Below are 17,241 nucleotides of genomic sequence, written 5' to 3' on the forward strand. Positions count from 1 at the left end.
TCCCGCCAAGCTCAAGAAAAGCTCAGATCAATCATGCTGTTCCAGTGCCGGGCTCGGGGCTACCCGTGACATACTTCGTACGCGCTCCGCATCCCCCGTCGGAGCGACGGACCGACGCCGGGCAGCTCCCCCCGTGGCTGCTCGGCGTCGCCTTTTCTGTGAGACGAAGCTGTGAGTGACGAGACGCCCATCTGTTCCGCGAAGGGCTGCCGTACCCACGCCGTGTGGGTGCTGGCGTGGAACAACCCGAAGATCCATACGCCGGAGCGGCGCAAGACGTGGCTGGCCTGTGAGGAGCATCGCGAGCATCTGTCGCAGTTCCTCGGGGTGCGGGGCTTTCTGAAGGACGTGGTCCTGCTGAAGGAGTGGGAGTCCCAGGACTGACGGGTCCCGGGACTCCCGGCTCCGACGTCTGGTGCCGCGGCAGGCAGTTACCCATGGAGGAGCGGCGTCCGGTGCGTGCTCTCGGCGGGCCGGCCGGAAGTCCTCGTACTGGACGTACTTGGGCTTTCGGCCGGTGCGGCGGTGGGGGCCCCTCCCGTTCGAGCGAAGCCGAGAACGGGGGAGCGTGCCGGGCGTCGCGACGGGGCAAACGTCGCCTGCTGCGGCACTAGCCTCCGATGGCCGACATCGGCCGGTCGGGCTGGACGAACGTCGGGTCGTCGAGGCCCGCTCCCGCCTTCTTGCCCCACATCGCCAGACGCCAGAGGCGGGCGATCTCCTCGTCCGGGGCGCCCGAGCGCAGGGCGGCGCGCAGGTCCGTCTCCTCCTGGGCGAACAGGCAGGTGCGGACCTGGCCGTCGGCGGTGAGGCGGGTGCGGTCGCAGGCCGCGCAGAAGGGGCGGGTGACGGAGGCGATCACACCGACCACATGCGGTCCGCCGTCGACCAGCCAGCGTTCCGCGGGGGCCGAGCCGCGCTTCTCCTCACCCTCGGCGGTCAGTTCGAAGCGGGTGCGCAGGGAGGTCAGGATGTCCCCGGCGGTGATCATGCCGTCGCGCTTCCAGCCGTGCTGGGCGTCCAGGGGCATCTGCTCGATGAAGCGCAGCTCGTAGTCGTGTTCCACGGCCCAGGCCAGCAGGTCGGGGGCCTCGTCGTCGTTGAGCCCGGGCATCAGGACCGAGTTGACCTTGACCGGGGTGAGACCGGCGTCGCGGGCGGCGTGCAGGCCCTCGATGACGTCCTTGTGGCGGTCGCGGCGGGTGAGGGTCTTGAAGACGTCCGGGCGGAGGGTGTCCAGCGAGACGTTGACCCGGTCCAGGCCCGCCTCCTTCAGGGCGGCGGCCGTGCGCCTGAGGCCGATGCCGTTGGTGGTGAGGGACATCTGGGGGCGCGGCTCCAGGGCCGCGACGCGCTCGACGATGCCGGCCAGGCCCGGACGCAGCAGGGGCTCCCCGCCGGTGAAGCGCACCTCCTCGATCCCGAGGGAGGTGACCGCGATGTCGATCAGGCGGACGATCTCGTCGTCGTCGAGCAGGTCCGGCTTGGCCAGCCACTGCAGGCCCTCCTCGGGCATGCAGTACGTGCAGCGCAGGTTGCACCGGTCGGTCAGTGAGACCCTCAGGTCGGTGGCCACCCGGCCGTAGGTGTCGATGAGCACGTGGGCCCCCTCCCTCGTCGCGGATCGTGCGTGCGGCACTGTTTCTCCGACACCTGCGAGCCTACGTGACCCCACCGACAACGCCACAGACCCCGATCCCACGACGTGGGACGCGGCCGCGTCGCGGAACCTGGAGGTTCCTACGACACGGCCGCGCGGGACGGGTCGTGCTCAGTGGGCTCCGGTGCCGGTCAGGGACCGGACCTCCAGCTCCGCGTACTTCTTGACGTCGGGCTCCTCCTTGGACAGGACCGTGCCGAGCCAGCCCATGAGGAAGCCGAACGGGATGGAGATGATGCCCGGGTTCTTCAGCGGGAACCAGGCGAAGTCGACCTCGGGGAACATCGCCTTGGGGTCGCCGGAGACGACGGGCGAGAACAGCACCAGGCCGACGGCGACGATCAGACCGCCGTAGATCGACCACAGCGCACCCTGGGTGGTGAAGCGCTTCCAGAACAGGCTGTAGAGGATCGTCGGGAGGTTCGCGGACGCGGCGACCGCGAAGGCGAGGGCGACCAGGCCGGCCACGTTCAGGTCGCGGGCGAGGGCGCCCAGACCGATGGAGACGACACCGATGAAGACGGTCGCCCAGCGGGCCGCGCGCACTTCCTCGGCACCGGAGGCCTGCCCCTTGCGGATGACGTTGGCGTAGATGTCGTGCGCGAAGGAGGACGACGAGGCGAGGGTGAGGCCGGCGACGACGGCGAGGATCGTCGCGAAGGCCACCGCGGAGATCGTCGCGAGCAGGATCGCGCCCCAGGTCGAGTCGACGCCGCCCAGGTGCAGGGCGAGCAGGGGTGCCGCCGTGTTGCCGGACGGGTTGGAGGCGATGATCTCCTCCTGCGAGATGAGCGCGGCGGCGCCGAAGCCGAGCGCGATCGTCATCAGGTAGAAGCCGCCGATGATGCCGATCGCCCAGTTCACGGACTTACGGGCGGCCTTGGCGTCGGGCACCGTGTAGAAGCGGATCAGGATGTGCGGCAGACCGGCGGTGCCGAGCACCAGGGCGATGCCGAGGGAGATGAAGTCCAGCTTGGAGGTGCCGGTCGCGCCGAACTGGAGACCGGGCTCCAGGAAGGCGGCGCCCTTGCCGCTGTTCTCGGCGGCCGTGCCGAGCAGGTCGGAGATGTTGAAGTTGAACTTCAGCAGCACCAGGAAGGTGATCAGGAGGGTGCCGCCGATGAGCAGCACGGCCTTGACCATCTGGACCCAGGTGGTGCCCTTCATGCCGCCGATGGAGACGTAGACGATCATCAGCAGGCCGACGAGGGCGACGATGAGGATCTTGCCGGCGTCGGAGGTGATGCCGAGCAGCAGCGAGACGAGGACGCCCGCGCCGGCCATCTGCGCCAGCAGGTAGAAGATCGACACCACGATCGTGGACGTACCGGCCGCGGTGCGGACCGGGCGCTGGCGCATGCGGTACGCGAGGACGTCGCCCATGGTGTAGCGGCCGGAGTTGCGCAGCGGCTCGGCCACCAGGAGCAGGGCGACCAGCCAGGCGACCAGGAAGCCGATGGAGTAGAGGAAGCCGTCGTAGCCGAAGAGGGCGATGGCGCCGGCGATGCCGAGGAACGACGCGGCCGACATGTAGTCGCCGGAGACGGCGAGGCCGTTCTGGAAGGCGCTGAACTGGCGCCCGCCGGCGTAGAAGTCGGCGGCGTCCTTGGTCTGGCGGCCCGCCCAGACGGTGATGCCGAGGGTCGCGAGGACGAACAGCGCGAACAGGGTGATGATCAGCGGGCGGTGCTCACTGGCCTCGTTCGCGGCGAGAAAGGTCTGCTGTACGGGGCTCATGCGCCGCTCTCCATCCGGGTCTTGATGGCCTCGGCCTTGGGGTCGAGCTTCGCGGCGGCGTGCCGCGAGTACCACCAGGCGATGAGGAACGTGGTGACGAACTGGGCGACGCCGAGGACGAAGGCGACGTTGATGTTGCCGAACAGCTTGGCGCCCATGAAGCCGCCCGCGTAGTTCGAGAGCAGGACGTAGAGCAGGTACCAGGCGATGAAGCCGACGGTCAGCGGGAAGGCGAACGAGCGGTACGCGCGGCGCAGTTCACCGAACTCCGCGCTCTCGTGCACCTCGGTGAACTCCTCGGGTGAGGGGAGTTTGTGTTGCTCTTTCGAGGGGGGCGGTGCGTCGGTGGCCACGGAGTCTCCTCGCAATGAAGGAAGCGGTTGTGAACGGGGACGGGGGCGAGTGTCCTCGCGCTCCCTGCTCAACGTCACGGCGGCACGCGAGAACCGGTTCAACGGCCCGGCGTTCTTTCCGAAGTCGTTTCGACAAAGCGTTGCTGGCCAGCGAGGGGCCGGGATAGCTTCGCCCTGCACCACCACGTCATGTACCTGCCCGAGCACCACCTGTGCCTCGGGCCGGTTTCGTTTCCGGAGGATGTGGAGACCCCATGTCTCATTTGCGTTCCAGACGCCGGCTCGCCCTCGCCGTGCCCGTCGTGCTGTCCCTGACGGCCTCGCTGGGCTTCCTGCCGGCCACCGCGTCGGCGGCCCCGCACACGGAGTCGGCCACGACGGCGGACGCGCCCACGCTGGCGTACGTCGTCAACACCAAGCTGGACCGCCACACGATCGCGTCGGTGAAGAAGGCGATCGCAAAGGCCGACGGATCGGTCGTGACCACGTACGGGCGGATCGGCGTGATCGTCGTCCACTCCTCGAACCCCGACTTCGCCAAGACGATCCGCAAGGCGCGCGGGGTCCGGTCGGCGGGTGCCACGCGGACGGCGCCCCTGACGGCCGCGGGGACGAAGGAGGAGGGCGCGGTCGAGTACCTGACGGCCGCCCAGGCGAAGCGCACCGAGGCCGCCTCGGCGAAGACGCCCGAGAGCGAGCCTCTCGAGGCGGACCAGTGGGACCTGCGCGCGATCGGCGCCGACAAGGCCGCACAGATCAACCCGGGCAGCCGCAAGGTGACCGTGGCGGTGATCGACACCGGGGTGGACGACACCCACCCCGACATCGCCCCGAACTTCTCCGCGTCCCAGTCCGCCAACTGCGCCGGCGGCAAGCCCGACACCAGCGAGGGCGCCTGGCGGCCCTACACCCCCGAGGACTACCACGGCACGCATGTCGCGGGTGAGATAGCCGCCGCCCGCAACGGCGTCGGCGTGGCGGGCGTCGCTCCCGGTGTGAAGGTGTCCAGCATCAATGTGACCGACCGGGCGAACGGCCTCTTCTACCCGGAGAGCGTCGTGTGCGCGTTCGTGTTCGCCGCCGACCACGGCGTCGAGATCACCAACAACAGCTACTACGTCGACCCGTGGCTGTACAACTGCATGGACGACCCGGACCAGCGGGCCATCGTCGACGCGGTCAACCGGGCGCAGCTGTACGCCCAGAAGAAGGGCACGCTCAACGTCGCCGCGGCGGGCAACTCCAACCACGACCTGGACGCGGACGCGATCGTCGACGACTCCAGCCCCGACGACTCCACCCCGGTCGAGCGCACCATCGACCCGCACGAGTGCTTCGACGTGCCGACCCAGCTGCCGGGTGTCGTCACGGTGAGCTCGACGGGCGTCGAGAACGAGAAGTCGTACTTCTCGACCTACGGCAAGGGCGTCGTCGACGTCGCCGCGCCGGGCGGCGACGCGCGCTACCAGATACCCGACACGCCCTCGAAGAACGGCCGTATCCTGTCCACCATGCCGAACGGCGCGTGGGGCTTCCTGCAGGGCACCTCTATGGCCTCGCCGCATGCCTCCGGCGTCGCCGCGCTGCTGAAGTCCGAGCACCCCTGGGCGTCTCCGGCCCAGCTCCAGGCCCTGATGAAGGCCCAGGCCGACAAGACCGCCTGCCCCGCCTCCTACGACCAGGACGGCGACGGCACCCAGGACGCGGTCTGCGAGGGCGGCAAGCGCGTCAACGGCTTCTACGGCCACGGCATCGTCAACGCGCTGCGCGCGGTCAAGTGACCCGAACCGCCACCGAGACCTTCCGCGAGATCAGCTCGTACCGTGAACGAACTGGAGACACCATGACTGCGCCGTACGCGCGCTACCGTCGCGCCGTCGCGATCCCGGCCGGGATGGCCATGGCCACGGCCCTCGCGTTCCTGCCGAACACCATGGCCACGGCCGCCGAGGACACCCCTGCTCCCGCTGCGGCCCCGGCCGACGCGACCCCGCTCAGCTACGTCGTCAACGTCAAGCCGGGGTACGGCACTTCGGGGCACGTGAAGAAGGCCGTCGCCAAGGCCGGCGGCACCATCGTGACGTCGTACGACCAGATCGGCGTCATCGTCGTCCACTCCTCGAACGCCGACTTCGCCAAGACCATGCGCACGGTGCGCGGTGTGGGGTCGGCGGGTGCCACCCGCACCGCGCCGCTGCCCTCGGCGTCGACGGGCGACCTGGGCGCGCCGAAGGTGCTGAGCGCGGCCGAGGTCGCGAAGGCCGAGGGGGCCGCCGGACAGGACCCGCTGGAGTCCCTGCAGTGGGACCTGCCCGCCATCAAGGCGGACAAGGCGCACGAGAAGTCGCTGGGCAGCGACAAGGTCACGGTCGCCGTGATCGACACCGGTGTGGACGACACCCACCCCGACATCGCGCCCAACTTCGACCGCGAGGCGTCGGTCAACTGCGTGACGGGCAAGCCCGACACCTCCGACGGGGCCTGGCGGCCGAGCGCGGCGGAGAGCCCGCACGGCACCCACGTCGCCGGTGAGATCGCCGCCGCCAAGAACGGCGTCGGCATGACCGGTGTCGCGCCCGGCGTGAAGGTCTCCGGCATCAAGGTGTCCACCACGGCCGGCTTCTTCTACACCGAGGCCGTGGTGTGCGGCTTCGTGTGGGCGGCCGAACACGGGGTCGACGTGACGAACAACAGCTATTACACGGACCCCTGGTACTTCAACTGCAAGAACGACCCGGACCAGAAGGCGCTTGTGGAGGCCCTCACGCGGGCCTCGCGGTACGCGGAGAGGAAGGGCGCGGTCAACGTCGCCGCGGCCGGCAACGAGAACTACGACCTGGCCGCCGACGAGATCACCGACCCGTCGTCCCCGAACGACACCACGCCGGGCGACCGGGTCGTCGACCCCTCGGAGTGCCTCGACATCCCGACCCAGCTGCCGGGGGTCGTCACGGTCGCCTCGACGGGTGCGAAGGGCATCAAGTCGTCTTTCTCCAACTACGGTCTGGGCGTCGCGGACGTAGCCGCCCCGGGCGGTGACTCGACCGCCTACCAGAAGCCGGACGCGCCGGCCACGAGCGGCCTCATCCTGGGCACGCTGCCGGGCGGCAAGTGGGGCTACATGGCCGGTACGTCGATGGCGTCCCCGCACGTCGCGGGTGTCGCCGCCCTCATCAAGTCGACGCACCCGTACGCCTCTCCGGCCCTGGTGAAGGCCCTGCTGTACGCGGAGGCCGACGCCACCCCGTGCACGGACCCGTACGACATCGACGCCGACGGCAAGATCGACGCGGTGTGCGAGGGTTCGAAGAACCGCAACGGCTTCTACGGCTGGGGCATCGCGGACGCACTGGACGCGGTCACCAAGTAGAGCCCGTGCAAGGGCGTTCCGGGCCGGGCGGGGACACCCGCCCGGCCCGCTTCGTGTCCACGGCCGGCGGACGTGCCCAGGGAGGTACGGCTGCGCCGGCCGGCGGCATGCCAGGGTCGATCGCGTCCCGCCGACTTGCCCGGCCGTGTGAAGGTTGGTGAAGATCCCGGGGTGACCTTGACAAGACCCACCCCCGGGCCGGCCGATCCGTTCGGGCCCGCCGCCCCGAGGCCCGGCGCTGGCCGGGCGTCGGCGGTCCTGGCGCTGGTGACGCTGGCCGCGCTGATCCCGCTGCTCGGCCCCTCCGCCGCGCTGCACGGCACCGGGGAGGCACGACCGCCCGGCGCAGGCGGCATGGGCCTGCTGCGCACGGCGCTGTTCGCGGCGCTGTGCATACCCGTCGGCGAGATGTTCGTGAACCGGCTGGCGCGATCGCTGCCCGGACCGGAGAACGATCCCCTGGGCGTGCCCCGCAGTTGGTCCCCGCTCGCGGCCACCGCCGGTTTCCTCGCCGCCCTCGGGCTCGCCTCGGTCGTGGCCACCGGCAATCTCGTGCCGGACGACCTGGCGGACATCGACGTCGGGGGCCTCTACGCCTCCCGGGACGGCAAGCTCGCTCTGCTGGAGGTCAACGCGTTCCTGGTGGCGGGGTTGTGCGCCGTGTCGCGCCGGCCGGTCACCCAGGTGTGGCCGCTGGCCGCCGTGGTCGTGGCCGAGGCCCTGCGCGCACACCCCACGACCGAGCACAGCCCCCTCATCGGCTCCGGGCTGACGCTCGTCCATCTGCTCTGTGCGGCGCTGTGGGCGGGCGGACTGCTGCACGCGCTGCGCGTCCTGCGGCTCCGGCGCGTCCGCGACGGCACGGCGGCGGGCGTGGCGCTGCTGGGGCTCTACGCGCGCGTGGCGGTCGTGCTGCTCGCCGTCATCACCGCGACGGGTGTGTGCAGTTCCCTGCGCCGGATGCCGCCCGAGACCATCCTGGAGCAGCTGACGGGGACGGCGTACGGGCGGGCGCTGCTCGCCAAGGTGGTTCTCGTGGCCGCCGTCGCCGCCCTCGCCCTGTGCGCCCGGCGGCGGTTGCGCCGGGCGGCCGACCCCTGGACCGCCTGCGCCCCGGCCCGGGCGGAGGTCGTCGCCCTGGGCCTGGTCGTCGCGGCGTCCGGGCTGCTGACGGTGCTTCCGGTGCCCATCCGCTGGTGACGCCGCCGCCTGTCGGACGGCCCGCACCCCGCCTCTCGTCGCGGCCGGGTACCCGCGCGCCGGGCGCCCCGAGCGCGCCGTCGGCCGGCCGGGACGGGACGGCCGGTATCCGCCGGTCCGGTACGGGGCGACGACGGACGACGGCGTAGGGGACGCCCCGCTGATCGACTGAGTGTCGATCAGACGTACGCCCCACGAACAGACAGACCGGACAAGACGCCTGAGGGAGTATCGGAAGAACGGACGATCGCCCCTGGCGTCCCGCGGTGTCGGTCGTGGCCCGTATCCTCAGGAACCATGCTGGAAGACCTGACGACCGCAGTGTTCTCAGCCACGCCGTGGCCGACCGCGTATCCCAAGGGGTACGCGGTCGTTGACGTGGAGACCACGGGCCTGGCCCGGGACGACCGCATCATCTCCGCGGCGGTCTACCGGCTGGACGAGCGCGGCGAGGTCGAGGACCACTGGTACACGACGGTCAACCCGGAGCGTGACCCGGGCCCCGTGTGGATCCACGGGCTGACGAGCGAGGCGCTCGAAGGCGCGCCCCTCTTCCCGGACATCGCCGAGGAGTTCACGGCCCGGCTGGCGGGACGCGTGCTCGTCGCCCACAACGCCGTCTTCGACTGGCAGATGATCGCCCGGGAGTACGCGCGCGCCGAGCGCGAGGTGCCGGTGCGGCAGCGGCTGTGCACCATCGCGCTCTCCAAGGAGCTCGGGCTGCCGCTGCCCAACCACAAGCTGGAGTCCCTCGCCGCGCACTTCGGCGTCGTCCAGCAGCGGGCCCACCACGCGCTGGACGACGCCCGCGTGCTGGCGGAGGCGTTCCGGCCGAGCCTGCGGGCCGCGGCGGCGAACAACGTACGGCTGCCGCTGCACGAGTGCCGGCCGCTGACCGAGTGGACGGACCGCCCCGCCGCGCCCCGCATCGGGCAGCAGGCGGGCCCGGGGGGATACGGCACCTACCGGCCGAGCAGTTGGCGCCCGGCCCGCAAGCGCCCCGCCTGCCCCTATCCCAACCCCGGCCGCTACGAGCCGGGCGGGCGGCTCAAGCAGGGCATGCGCGTCGCCTTCTCGGGTGACACCTCCGTCGAGCGGGATCTGCTGGAGGACCGCGCGACCGAGGCCGGGCTGCACGTGGCCACGAGTCTGTCCCGGCTGACCAGTCTGCTCGTCACGAACGACCCGGACTCGGGCACGTCGAAGGTCGTCAAGGCCCGCCAGTTCGGTACGCCGGTGGTGGACGAGGCGGCGTTCGGGCAACTCCTCGCGGATGTGGAGCCGGCGTCGGGGGGATGACCGTACGGACGGGTGATAACCGGGCGACTCGCCCGGCGACCGCTCGCCCGCGCGGGGGCGACGGCCCACCCTGTGGCGCATGGCGACCTGTGAGGTTTGTGGCAATCAGTACGGAATGACCTTCGAGGTGCACGCGCAGGGCGCGGTGCACGTCTTCGACTGCTTCTCCTGCGCGATCCACCGCATGGCCCCCATCTGCGAGCACTGCCGGGTGCAGATCATCGGCCAGGGCGTCGAGGTCGAGGGCCACTGGTACTGCGGCGCCCACTGCGCCCGCGCGGAGGGAAAGGCAGGAATTGTCGACAAGGTATGAACCCGTACCCACCCGAACGCACCCCACGACCGAGTTGTACGGTCGTGGGGTGTACCGCTTCCTGATGTCCCGGCAGTGGGTGATCCTCACGTTGATCGCCCTGCTCCTCATCCCCACGATGATCAGGCTGGGCATCTGGCAGATGCACCGCTACGAGGAGCGCACCGCCCGGAACGAGCTGGTCACCGAGGCGCTGGCGGCCGAGCCGGTGCCCGTGGAGAGGCTGACCGGACCCGGGCACACCGTCACCAGCGCGGAGCGCTACCGCACCGTGACGGCGAAGGGCCGCTTCGACACGGAGGGCGAGGTCGTGGTCCGGCGCCGCACCAACTCCGACGACGCGGTCGGCTACCACGTCCTGACCCCCTTCGTCCTCGACGACGGCAAGGTGCTGCTGGTCAACCGCGGCTGGATCCCCTCCGAGGGCCCGAGCCAGACCACGTTCCCGAAGGTCCCCGCACCGCCGAGCGGCGAGGTGACCGTCGAGGGGCGGCTGATGCCCGACGAGACGACCGCGGCGAGCGGCATCAAGAACCTCCAGGGCCTGCCCGACCGGCAGATCATGCTGATCAACAGCGAGCAGCAGGCCCGCCGCCTGGACGCCCGGGTGCTCGGCGGTTACATCGCCCAGACCGCTCCCGAGCCCAAGGGCGACCTCCCCGAGCTGCTGGGCGACCCCGGCAAGGAGGACGCCGCGCTGAACTACGCCTACGCCGTCCAGTGGTGGCTGTTCGCCGCGGCCGTCCCGGTCGGGTGGGTCGTCCTGGCCCGCCGCGAGGCCCGGGAGCGGGCTCAGGAGGCGGCGGCCACGACGGCGCAGGACAGGGAGTCGCAGCCGGCCACGGCGTGACACCGTCGGTCATGGTCTTGGCCGTTGTCAGCCGGCCGCGCCGTCCCGCCAGTAGAGGAAGGCCCGTTCGGGCTCGGGCAGCAGGTCCCACGGATGGCGTGTCATGTGGCGGCCGACGCGCCGCAGGACAAGTGCGGCCTCATCCGGGCGGTGGGCGCGGGTCAGGGCGAAGGCGAGCAGGTTGAGGTCGGTCATCGCTTCGGCGTGGGGCTCGACGGCGGTGTGGAACCAGCCGGACAGGGCCCGGTCGAGCTCCTCGGCCGCGCGCAGCTCGTTCCAGTGACCGCTCGCGCAGATGGCGGCGAGGCCCGTCAGACCCTGGCGGTGGGCGCCGAGCTCCACGCGGGCCGCCACCGGCAGCACGGCGAGCGGCGAGCCGTGCGGGGCCTGGACCGCGCTCTGCCGGGCGAAGTCCAGCATGTCGGAGAGCGTGCCGTGGCCGCGCGGCGACAGATAGCCCAGCATCTGGTGGTGGGCGCCACGGTGCCACGGTGCGCGGTTGACTGCCTCGGTCCACACGGGCACGGCGTCACGGACCGGTACGGCACAGGCTCGCATCAGCGAGAACAGGGCCAGCCAGGGCGTCGGATCCCCGGGGCAGGCCTCGGCGGCACGCAGGCACGCCTGTTCGGCCCGAAGAACGGCGGAAGGGTCACCGGCCGGGACCCGGGCCACGGCGGCGCAGGCGGACAGCAGCAGGGCGTCGCCGTGGCCGGGCCGGTCGGCCACCCAGCGCTCGGGGATCGCGGCCGGAACGTTCCGGGCGAGGACCGACACCCGGTGTGCTCTGCGGTCCCAGTCCCATCCGGTGGCGCGCAGCAGCCGGGCGGCCGGCTTCCAGACGGGACGGCTGCTGCCCGCGCCGAGCCCGTGCAGTTGGAGGGCCGGCCGCAGTTCGGCGAGGGTCGCGTGCAGGAGGTCGTCGTCGAGTTCGGGGCGGATCAACAGGGCAGGGCGGCGTCTGGGCATCTCGGTCTCGGCGAAGGTGGAGCGGAGCGGGGCGAGGTGGGTCGCGCGGCGGGCGTGCCGTCAGGGCTGGGGAGGGGCACGCCCGCCGCGCGGCCGGGGAACCACGCGACGCAGGACGTCACGCGGTCGGGCAACCGTGCGGGGGGATGCCGCCGCGCGGGATCAGCAGCAGCGGCCGGGTGCCTCGCACTCGCGCTGCGTGGTGCGCATCCGGTGGTAGGCGCGTCGGGTCGGCACCGGAGCGTGCGGGTGGTGGCGCCGGTGCCGCTCGCAGTAGCGGTCGTACTCCGTCTCGCCGGTCAGCTCGCGCGCGTACCAGAGCACGGTGTCCAGCATCTTCCGTACGGTGCTCACGGGCCTGCCCCCACCAGCGGCTCGGTGTTCCGCTGCTCGGGGGCATCGATGCGGGAGGCGACGTACGGGGCCTCGGTCGTCGGCAGGGGCTCGGTGGCGCGCAGCGCGCGGAAGCACACCACCGCGCAGTTGACCAGGACGACGAGGACCAGCAGCAGGAAGACCGCCATGATCACGCCGTCGACGGTGTTGTTGAGGACGATGGTGTGCATGTCGTCCATGTCGGTGGCGCCCGGCAGCAGTTTGCCCGCGTCGATGGCGTCCGCGTAGACGTCCCGCTGGGCGAAGAAGCCGATCTTCGGGTCGTCCGAGAAGATCTTCTGCCACCCGGCGGTGAAGGTGACGGCCACGTCCCAGGCCAGCGGGATGCCGGTCACCCACGCCCAGCGCAGTTTGCCCGTCTTGACGAGCATGGTCGTGGTGACGGCCAGGGCGACCGCGGCCAGCAGCTGGTTGGCGATGCCGAACAGCGGGAAGAGCTGCTTGATGCCACCGAGCGGGTCGGTGACACCGGCGTACAGGAAGTAACCCCAGGCGCCGACGACCAGGGCGCTGGTGATCCAGATGCCCGGCTTCCAGGTGACCCGGCCGATCGGCTTCCAGACGTTGCCCAGCATGTCCTGGAGCATGAAGCGGCCCACGCGGGTGCCCGCGTCCACCGTGGTCAGGATGAACAGGGCCTCGAACATGATGGCGAAGTGGTACCAGAAGGCCTTCATTCCGGCACCGCCGAACACCCCGGCGAAGATCTCCGACATGCCGACGGCCAGGGTGGGCGCGCCACCGGAGCGGCCGACCAGGGAGTGCTCCTCGACCGCCTTGGCCGCCGCGGCGAGCTGGTCCGGCGTGATGCTGAAGCCGAGGTTCTTCACCGCTTCCGACGCCGTCTCCACCGTCGGGCCGAGCAGCGCGGCCGGGGAGTTCATCGCGTAGAACAGGCCCGGTTCCAGGACGCAGGCGGCGATCAGCGCCATGACGGCGACGAAGGACTCCGTGAGCATGGAGCCGTACCCGATCACCCGGACCTGGGACTCCTTCTGGATCAGCTTCGGCGTCGTGCCGGAGGAGACCAGGGCGTGGAAGCCGGACAGGGCGCCGCAGGCGATGGTGATGAAGAGGAACGGGAAGAGTCCCCCGGCGAACACCGGTCCGGCGCCGGTCGAGGCGAACTCCGTCACCGGCTCGGCCTTGAGGGTCGGGGCGGCGATCACCACGCCGACGGCCATCAGGGCGATGGTGCCGACCTTCATGAAGGTCGACAGGTAGTCACGGGGAGCCAGCAGCATCCACACGGGGAGCACGGAGGCGACGAAGCCGTAGCCGATCAGGCAGAAGACCAGGGTCTCGGGGCTCCAGACGAAGTACTCCGCCATCGACGAGTCCTGGATCCAGCCGCCGCCGAGGATGGCGAGCAGCAGCAGGACGACGCCGATGACACTTATCTCCACGATGTGGCCCGGCCGCAGATAGCGCAGGTAGAAGCCCATGAAGAGGGCGATGGGGATGGTCATGGTGACCGAGAAGGTGCCCCAGGCCGACTCGGCCAGCGCGTTGACGACCACCATGGCCAGCACCGCGAGCAGGATGATCATGATGGCGAAGACACCGATCAGTGCCGCCGCACCGCCCACCCTGCCGATCTCGTCCCGGGCCATCTGACCGAGGCTCTTGCCGTCCCGCCGCATGGAGAGGAAGAGGACGATCATGTCCTGGACCGCGCCGGCGAAGATCACGCCCACGATGATCCAGATCGTGCCTGGCAGATAGCCCATCTGCGCGGCCAGTACCGGACCCACCAGCGGGCCGGCGCCGGCGATGGCCGCGAAGTGGTGGCCGAACAGCACCCGGCGGTCGGTCGGGTGGTAGTCGACACCGTCCTCCAGCCGCTCGGCCGGAGTGGCGCGGGTGTCGTCGACCTCCAGGACCCGGCGGGCGATGAACCCCGAGTAGAAGCGGTAGGCGATGGCGTACGAGCCGAGGGCCGCCATCACCAGCCACACGGCGGAGATCTCCTCGCCGCGCGAGAGTGCGAGGACACCCCAGCCGACCGCGCCGACCAGGGCGACGGCGGTCCACATGAGGATCGACCTGGGGGTCATGCGGGACCGCCGGGGCGGTGGCCCCTCCGGCGCCGGCGCAGCGGATCCGGGCATGGCTGACGTGGGCATGCGACTCCTCACCTGGAGCGGTGTGTCGGGTGGTGCTACGAAGTGGTACGGGGAGGGCGGCGCGATCAGGGACCGTGGCGGTCGTCGCGCCGTGTCAGCGCGTAGGCCGCGAGCAGGCAGAGGCCGCACCCCGGTATCCAGGCGAGCTGGTACCAGTAGAAGAACGGCGTTCCCGCCAGCCGTGGGCTCGCACCGGCGTACCAGGGGACCCACAGCAGTCCCGCGGCGGGAGCGAGCAGCAGGAGGGCGACGGCTACGCGTCGTAGCCGTGGATGGCCGGTCCGTGCCATGACCTGTGCTCCTCTCCCGTGTGCGGTCGGTCTGTGCAAGAGTTGCGCTTCCGCCGAGAACGGTTGACAGCGGATTTCCAGGAGATTTCCGGCCGGTTTTCCTTCTTCCTCTGTCCTCCGAACCGGCCGCCCGCGCAACCAGTAGGCGAGAGTCCAGGCACACCAAGGACGGTGACCCATGGCGGATGGCGCCATGACCACGACGTTCCTCGCCGTCATCGGCGGAGCGTCACTGCTCGCCGTCACCGCACGCCGTCTGCGCCCCGTCGACCGGCTGCCGTCCCTGGAGGGCTGGGCACTCGCCGACCGCAGCCTCGGACCCGGGTGGACCTGGCTGCTGCTGGGCGGCACCATCTTCACCGCGTACACGTTCACCGCCGTCCCCGGACTGGCGTACGGCAACGGCGCCCCCGCGTTCTTCGCGGTTCCGTACACGGTGATCGTCTGTCCGCTCGCCTTCGTTCTGCTGACCCGTCTGTGGTCGGTGGCCCGCCGCCACGGGTACGTCACGGCTGCCGACTTCGTGCGCGGGCGGTACGGTTCACCGCCGCTGGCGCTCGTGGTGGCGCTGACCGGGATCCTCGCGACCATGCCCTACCTGGCGCTGCAGCTGCTCGGCCTGCGGGCCGTGCTCACGGCCGGGGGCCTCTATCCCCGGGGAGCGGCCGGCGACCTGGTGATGGTGGCGTTGTTCGCGGGGCTGGCCGTGGCCACGTACCGGCACGGGCTGCGCGCGCCCGCGGTGATCTCGGCGCTCAAGGCGGTGGCCGTGTTCGTCTCGCTCACGGCCGTGTGCTGGCTGGTCCTGCAACGGCTCGGCGGACCGGGCGCGGTGTTCGAGAAGGCGGCGCGGCGGCTGGCCGGGACGGACACGCCCGACTCCGCCCTGCTGCTCTCCCCCGAGCAGCAGCCCGCCTACGCCACCCTCGCGCTGGGTTCGGCGCTCGCGCTGCTGATGTATCCGCACGTGCTCACCGCCGGGTTCGCCGCCGACAGTTCGCGCACCGTACGCAGGGCCGCCGTGGCGCTGCCCGCCTGGACGGCGCTGCTCGCGCTCTTCGGTTTCCTCGGCATCGCGGCGCTCGCCACCGGGGTGCGGGCACCCGAGGGCGGGGCCGAGGCCGCCGTGCCGATGCTGGTCGACCGGCTGATGCCGGGGCCGCTGGCCGGACTGGTGTTCGGCGCGATCACCGTGGGTGCGCTGGTCCCGGCCGCCGTGATGTCCATCGCGGCCGCCACGAGCTTCGTCCGCAACGTGTACGTCGAGTACGTCCATCCGACGGCCACGCCGAAGCGGCAGGTGCGCATCGCCAAGGCGGTGTCGCTCACCGCGAAGGTGGGGGCTGTGGCGTTCGTGTTCGGGCTGCGCGACCAGGACGCCATCAACCTCCAGCTGCTCGGCGGCGTGTGGATCCTGCAGATCTTCCCGGCGGTCGCCGTCGGGCTGTTCACCGGGTGGCTGCACCGGCGGGCGCTGATCGCCGGCTGGGCCGTGGGCATGGCGTCGGGGACGTATCTGGTGGTGCGCGAGGGTTTCTCCTCGATCGTGCCGCTCGGTGCCGGCGCCGGGCCGCCGGAGGTCTACGCGGGGCTCCCCGCCCTGCTGCTCAACCTGACCGTCGCGGTGGCCGGTACCGCCGCGCTGACACGTCTCGGCGTCCCCCGCGGCGCCGACGCGACAGACCTGCCGTCCCGCCTGACCGTCAGGCGGCGCCCGGAGACGGGAGCGAACACTCCGTGAGACGCAGACAGAACACCCCGGTCACCCTGCCACCGGTCCCCGCACCGGCGGCCGCCCAGGCCGAGCCACTCGTCCCCGCGGTGAGCGATCCTGACGACGTGGAGCGGGAGGCCGGCGTCGCCCGCCTCTTCGAGGTGCACTACTCCTCGATGCTGCGCCTCGCCGTCCTGCTCGGCGCGGACGACCCGGAGAACGTGGTGGCCGAGGCGTACTACCAGATCTACCGCAAGTGGCGGCGCCTGCGGGACGCGGCCGCGGCGGAGGCGTATCTGCGCTCCACCGTCTGCAATCTGACGCGGATGCGGATACGGCACCTCCAAGTCGCCCGCAGACACGAGGAGAACCCACCGAACCCGCCGGACGAGGCGGTCGCCTCCGCGGAGCACGCCGCGCTGCTGCGGGACGACCAGCGCGTGCTCATCGACGCACTCCAGCAGCTGCCGCCCCGGCAGCGCGAGGCATTGGTGCTGCGGCACTGGCTGGGGCTGAAGGAGAGCGAGATAGCCGCCGCGATGGGCATCTCCGGCGGTTCCGTCAAGACGCACACGGCACGCGGCCTCGCCGCCCTGACCCAGGCGATGGAGGCCCGGCGATGACGAATCGAGATGCGACTCCGTCGCGTGGGACCAGCCCGGACCGGACCGGCAACGACCGCACCGAAAGTGAGTTGCGCGAGGCGCTCGAGGCTCTGGCGGGTGGGGTGCTTCCCGACCCGGACGCGTACCGCACGGCACGCGGCGAGTGGCTGCGGCGCGAACGCCGACGGCGGCTCGTGCTCGCCGTGCTGGTCGCGGTCGTTTTCGCCCTGGCGACCCTGATCGGCCTGTGGGTGCTCAACCAGGCACCGTCGGACCCCGGTGTCATCTTCTCCGGCACCGGCTCCCCGGCCGCCTCGGGCCTGTCACTTCTCTGGCCCCCGTCCTGATTGCCGGGGCGG

17 protein-coding genes are annotated in these 17,241 nt (G+C 71.2%); 10 read left to right on the forward strand and 7 right to left on the reverse strand.

Annotation, left to right across the window (positions count from 1 at the left end):
- Window positions 1–171: 171 nt before the first annotated feature.
- A complete protein-coding gene (locus ABTX62_RS17800; RefSeq protein ID WP_352117032.1) occupies window positions 172–384 on the forward strand; it encodes a hypothetical protein in 213 nt (70 codons plus the stop codon).
- A gap of 226 nt (window positions 385–610) precedes the next feature.
- On the opposite strand, the gene moaA is transcribed toward ABTX62_RS17800, so the two are convergent.
- The 3 genes from moaA to ABTX62_RS17815 form a co-directional block, all read right to left on the reverse strand.
- Window positions 611–1,600, reverse strand: a complete 990-nt coding sequence (gene moaA / locus ABTX62_RS17805) for a GTP 3',8-cyclase MoaA (protein ID WP_352117033.1) — start codon at window positions 1,598–1,600, stop codon at window positions 611–613.
- A gap of 171 nt (window positions 1,601–1,771) precedes the next feature.
- Window positions 1,772–3,397, reverse strand: coding sequence for a monocarboxylic acid transporter (locus ABTX62_RS17810; protein ID WP_352117034.1), 1,626 nt, complete (start codon window positions 3,395–3,397; stop codon window positions 1,772–1,774).
- A complete protein-coding gene (locus ABTX62_RS17815) occupies window positions 3,394–3,750 on the reverse strand; it encodes a DUF485 domain-containing protein (protein ID WP_352117035.1) in 357 nt (118 codons plus the stop codon). Before ABTX62_RS17815 ends, ABTX62_RS17810 begins: the two co-directional genes overlap by 4 nt.
- 254 nt (window positions 3,751–4,004) lie before the next feature.
- Here ABTX62_RS17815 and ABTX62_RS17820 point away from each other — a divergent pair, with 254 nt between their 5' ends.
- From ABTX62_RS17820 to ABTX62_RS17845, 6 genes are all read left to right on the forward strand, one after another.
- Window positions 4,005–5,531: a S8 family serine peptidase gene (locus ABTX62_RS17820; RefSeq protein WP_352117036.1), complete on the forward strand. Its 1,527-nt coding sequence runs from the start codon at window positions 4,005–4,007 to the stop codon at window positions 5,529–5,531.
- Between the two features lie 62 nt (window positions 5,532–5,593).
- Complete coding sequence (locus tag ABTX62_RS17825) at window positions 5,594–7,120, forward strand: S8 family peptidase (RefSeq protein ID WP_352117037.1); 1,527 nt, start codon at window positions 5,594–5,596, stop codon at window positions 7,118–7,120.
- Window positions 7,121–7,291: 171 nt separating this feature from the next.
- Window positions 7,292–8,320 (forward strand): CopD family protein, encoded by a 1,029-nt coding sequence (locus tag ABTX62_RS17830; RefSeq protein ID WP_352117038.1) that lies wholly within the window; start codon window positions 7,292–7,294, stop codon window positions 8,318–8,320.
- Between the two features lie 297 nt (window positions 8,321–8,617).
- Window positions 8,618–9,619, forward strand: coding sequence for a DEDDh family exonuclease (locus ABTX62_RS17835; protein WP_352117039.1), 1,002 nt, complete (start codon window positions 8,618–8,620; stop codon window positions 9,617–9,619).
- Between the two features lie 79 nt (window positions 9,620–9,698).
- The gene (locus tag ABTX62_RS17840; RefSeq protein ID WP_078615365.1) at window positions 9,699–9,932 is read left to right on the forward strand and encodes a metallothionein; all 234 of its coding nucleotides are present in this window, start codon (window positions 9,699–9,701) and stop codon (window positions 9,930–9,932) included.
- 49 nt (window positions 9,933–9,981) lie between these two features.
- Complete coding sequence (locus ABTX62_RS17845; RefSeq protein ID WP_352117040.1) at window positions 9,982–10,782, forward strand: SURF1 family cytochrome oxidase biogenesis protein; 801 nt, start codon at window positions 9,982–9,984, stop codon at window positions 10,780–10,782.
- Window positions 10,783–10,809: 27 nt separating this feature from the next.
- Here ABTX62_RS17845 and ABTX62_RS17850 read toward each other — a convergent pair whose 3' ends face one another.
- From ABTX62_RS17850 to ABTX62_RS17865, 4 genes are all read right to left on the reverse strand, one after another.
- Complete coding sequence (locus ABTX62_RS17850) at window positions 10,810–11,751, reverse strand: hypothetical protein (protein WP_352117041.1); 942 nt, start codon at window positions 11,749–11,751, stop codon at window positions 10,810–10,812.
- Window positions 11,752–11,913: 162 nt separating this feature from the next.
- A complete protein-coding gene (locus tag ABTX62_RS17855) occupies window positions 11,914–12,105 on the reverse strand; it encodes a CstA-like transporter-associated (seleno)protein (protein WP_502997970.1) in 192 nt (63 codons plus the stop codon).
- Window positions 12,102–14,258, reverse strand: a complete 2,157-nt coding sequence (locus ABTX62_RS17860) for a carbon starvation CstA family protein (RefSeq protein WP_352117124.1) — start codon at window positions 14,256–14,258, stop codon at window positions 12,102–12,104. Before ABTX62_RS17860 ends, ABTX62_RS17855 begins: the two co-directional genes overlap by 4 nt.
- A gap of 80 nt (window positions 14,259–14,338) precedes the next feature.
- The gene (locus tag ABTX62_RS17865) at window positions 14,339–14,563 is read right to left on the reverse strand and encodes a DUF3311 domain-containing protein (RefSeq protein WP_352117042.1); all 225 of its coding nucleotides are present in this window, start codon (window positions 14,561–14,563) and stop codon (window positions 14,339–14,341) included.
- 178 nt (window positions 14,564–14,741) lie between these two features.
- Between ABTX62_RS17865 and ABTX62_RS17870 the strand changes: the two genes are divergently transcribed.
- The 3 genes from ABTX62_RS17870 to ABTX62_RS17880 are packed head-to-tail and all read left to right on the forward strand — an operon-like array spanning window position 14,742 to window position 17,229.
- Complete coding sequence (locus ABTX62_RS17870; protein WP_352117043.1) at window positions 14,742–16,304, forward strand: sodium:solute symporter family protein; 1,563 nt, start codon at window positions 14,742–14,744, stop codon at window positions 16,302–16,304.
- Window positions 16,301–16,900 (forward strand): sigma-70 family RNA polymerase sigma factor, encoded by a 600-nt coding sequence (locus ABTX62_RS17875; protein ID WP_352117044.1) that lies wholly within the window; start codon window positions 16,301–16,303, stop codon window positions 16,898–16,900. Before ABTX62_RS17870 ends, ABTX62_RS17875 begins: the two co-directional genes overlap by 4 nt.
- On the forward strand, window positions 16,897–17,229 hold the full coding sequence (locus ABTX62_RS17880; RefSeq protein WP_352117045.1) for a hypothetical protein: 333 nt from the start codon (window positions 16,897–16,899) through the stop codon (window positions 17,227–17,229). The genes ABTX62_RS17875 and ABTX62_RS17880 overlap by 4 nt, the downstream gene beginning before the upstream one ends.
- Window positions 17,230–17,241: the final 12 nt, after the last annotated feature.

Source organism: Streptomyces sp. NPDC096046 (genome assembly GCF_040303285.1).
GTDB lineage: Bacteria > Actinomycetota > Actinomycetes > Streptomycetales > Streptomycetaceae > Streptomyces.